The organism is Actinoplanes siamensis (assembly GCF_016862395.1).
Classification (GTDB): domain Bacteria; phylum Actinomycetota; class Actinomycetes; order Mycobacteriales; family Micromonosporaceae; genus Actinoplanes; species Actinoplanes siamensis.
Genome location: NZ_BOMW01000124.1, coordinates 1 through 3,186 on the forward strand (window position 1 = coordinate 1; position 3,186 = coordinate 3,186).

Below are 3,186 nucleotides of genomic sequence, written 5' to 3' on the forward strand. Positions count from 1 at the left end.
TAGCCGACCCCGATGCGGGTGGCCAGGTCGCGAAGCGCGGCAGGGGTGGGGGTTGGCGCGTAGAGCAGGGTGGTGACCAGGTCGCGGACGCTGGCCCGGTTCACCTCTTCCGGCGCGTGGCGGTGGGCGGCGAGTACCGCGTGCGCCGCTTTGTCGGCCCGGCCGTGCCGGGCCCAGGCCCGGGCGGTGTCGACAAGATACCGGCCGTGCCGCTCCGGGGTGGGCAGTAGCGCCGGGTTCACGCCGAGAGCGTGCTTGAGTGCGGTTCCGGTGTTGCCGAGCGTGGTGTGCACGCTGATCTGGTACATCGCGACCGTGGTGGGTGAGAACGGGAGGGCGCTGGCCGGGATGTGGTGGCCGTCGATGTGTCCGGCCGCGGCCGTCGCTTCCCGCAGGTAGGTGTCGGCCGAGCCCGGGTCACCGGCCTGCGCGCTGGTGTACGCCGCAGTGCACAGCAGATTGCCGTACGCGGCGACGACCGCCGGGTCCAACCCTGCGATGTCGAGGTGCTGCGCGGTCGCGGTGAGTAGCTCCAGCGCGGCGGTGTGGTGGCCGTCGCGGCGCATGGTGATCGCCAGAATGTGGGTTGCCGCGGTGAGCATCAGCGGGTCACCGGACATGGCCGCCTCGGTGCGGGCCCGGTCCGCCATCGTCAACGCGATCGCGTCGTCGCCGTGTTTCGTGGCCACGTTCGACGCCAGTTGATAGGCGCGGGCGAGCAGCCCGGCAGCGGTGTCGCGGGGTCGGCCGGTGCTGTGCGCCGCGGTGGCGTGCAACCCGGCCAGCAGATCGGGCAGGGCAGCCGCGACCACCCCGTAGCGGGCGCTGCGGTACGCGGCGGCGGCCGCGGTGACGTCGGCGGTGGCCTGCGCCAGGGTGAACGGGACGGACGCCCGCGCCGGTGCCAGCATCAGTCGCTCTAGGTGGGCGCCCATGTCGACCGGGCCGCCGGCAACGGCCGGGGGTGTGCCGATGACGGTGGTGAGCGCTGCTGCCCCGGCCCCACCGAACAGGGTCCTGCGTCGCATCCGATCACCACCTCCTGCCCGCAGCGTAGCCGCCGCCGGGCCCGGCTGCCGGTCGCCGGGCGGCGCGTGTCGGGCCAGGCCGACATACTCGTGGGGGATACCGAGCAGATCGGCGAGCGCCCGGCGGACGTCGACCTGGTCACCGGGCGGGCCGCCACGTTCGATGCGGGACATCGTTGACGCGGAGCAGCCGTACAGTCTGCCGAGCTGGTCGAGGGTGAGGCCCGCAGCCTGCCGGGCAAGCCGGATCACCGTCCCGGGCTGGTCGTCACGGACCGCCGCAGCGAGGCCGGTGGACACCCACACGTGATGGGTCGGCGCGACGAGCGGAGCCTGTGGGTCCATCCCGGGACCGTATCGACTGGGAGTGATCGAGGCACGCTCGCGGTTTTCAGGCTTTGCAAACCGCTGTCAAAGGCTGCACGGCACCTACCAGTGACCGGCAGGCATGGGCGTTGATGAATGCATCGAACGGCGCGCCGGGCGGCACCCCACAGCAGCCTGAACGGCCCGGATGCGTTCTCTGACTCAAGGAGGATCCCATGTCCACCCTCACCCAACCCACCCTGCGCGACGGCCGGACCCTGCTCGACACGGCCATGTTCGACCGGCTGGTCCGCCGGATCGCCGCCGAACACCCCGAGCTGGCGCCGGACATGCCGGCCCGGATCATGGACCAGGCGCTCGCGTTCCTCGGTGCCACCGCCACGACGACCCAGCCGATCGGCCCGTCCGAGCTCGTCGACATCGGCTGGCACACGTTCATCCTCTACACCGTCGACTACGCGAGATTCTGCGACGACGTCGCCGGCCGGTTCATCCACCACGTGCCCAACGAGGACGAGACGGCGATCCCGCGCGGCGAGGCCGGGATGCTGCAGATCGCCGACTGCGAGACCGGCAACTGTAAGTGCACCAAACCGCCGACGGCGGAGCAGTGCCGCAACGCGGCCGGTGAGCCGATCACGCAGGAGCCGGTGCGCGGCGGTCTGAAGGTCACCGTCCGTGCGATCCACGGCGCAGGGTTCCGCGTCGACCGGGACCTGTGGCCGGCCGCCGCCACGGCGGACTGCACGCAGTGCCACGCCGGCTGCCACGACAGCCCGGGACGCAAGTAGCTTTCACCCGTCCGCGGGGCGTGGCCGGTCTTGGCTGCGCCCCGCGGAGCCGGAAGACTGCCCGTGTGCCTCACGTCGCCTGGCAGTCGCTTCCCGCCGAACTCCTCGCCGTCGTCCACGAGCACACCGGCCCCATCACCGCAGTGGAACCGATCGACGCGGGTTCGGTCGCCGACACCGTGGCGATCGTGCACGCTGCCACCGCCGTGTACTTCTGCAAAGGCATCCGCGACGACAACCCGCGCGCCTGGATGCAGAAACGCGAGGCCCGGCTCAATCCGTACATGCCGCCCTGCGCACCGCGGCTGCGCTGGCAGGCCGAAGCGGCCGGCTGGTCGATCCTCGGCTTCGACCGAGCCCCAGGCCGGCACATCGACGTAAGCCCGGGATCACCGGATCTCCGCCCGCTGGCGGCGACTCTGACCGCCATGTCCGCCACACCCGCACCGAAACCACCGATCAAGGTCCAGCCCGCGACCGCGCGATGGGCCGAATGGGTGCCACCGGACCTGGTCGACGGCGACACCCTCGTCCATACCGACGTCACCACGAAGAACTTCCTGATCCACGACGGCAACATCGCGGTAGTGGACTGGGCTATCCCTTGCGCCGGCGCAGCCTGGCTCGACACGGCCCTGATGACCATCCGCCTCATCCGAGCCGGGCACACCCCCGCATCCGCGGCGAACTGGGCACGCCAGGTACCGGCATGGCGATCGGCGCCACCAGACGCCGTGCGTGCGTTCGCCGACGCATGCGCCACACGCGGCGCGCAACAGGCGCACCGGTCACCGGAACCACATCACCGGGAACTCGCCACCGCCTCCGCAACCTGGGCACGATTCCTCACCATCGGCGACAGTTCCACCTGAGCCACCCGCCCTCTTGCTCCGAATAAGCCGACACACCGGCTTCCGAGTCGTGACCGGCACCCGAGGCGACAATGAACCATGGCTCATCGCTTGGAACACCAAACAGACCGAGCGGACGCCTGCTGCGAAGTCTGTCCGGCACAGCGCCTTGACCCGGGTGAGTTCGAC

The 3,186-nt window shown here is 70.9% G+C and carries 3 protein-coding genes; 2 read left to right on the forward strand and 1 reads right to left on the reverse strand.

Annotated elements, in window-relative coordinates:
- A partial coding sequence (locus tag Asi03nite_RS37310) for a helix-turn-helix domain-containing protein (RefSeq protein ID WP_203685229.1) occupies positions 1 to 1,373 on the reverse strand: 1,373 nt, incomplete at its 3' end.
- Between the two features lie 197 nt (positions 1,374 to 1,570).
- Between Asi03nite_RS37310 and Asi03nite_RS37315 the strand changes: the two genes are divergently transcribed.
- Both Asi03nite_RS37315 and Asi03nite_RS37320 read left to right on the forward strand, forming a co-directional pair.
- Positions 1,571 to 2,146, forward strand: coding sequence for a glycine-rich domain-containing protein (locus Asi03nite_RS37315; protein WP_203685231.1), 576 nt, complete (start codon positions 1,571 to 1,573; stop codon positions 2,144 to 2,146).
- Positions 2,147 to 2,211: 65 nt separating this feature from the next.
- Entirely contained in the window at positions 2,212 to 3,018 is an 807-nt protein-coding gene (locus tag Asi03nite_RS37320; RefSeq protein ID WP_203685230.1) for a phosphotransferase, read from the forward strand.
- The last annotated feature ends 168 nt before the right edge of the window (positions 3,019 to 3,186 follow it).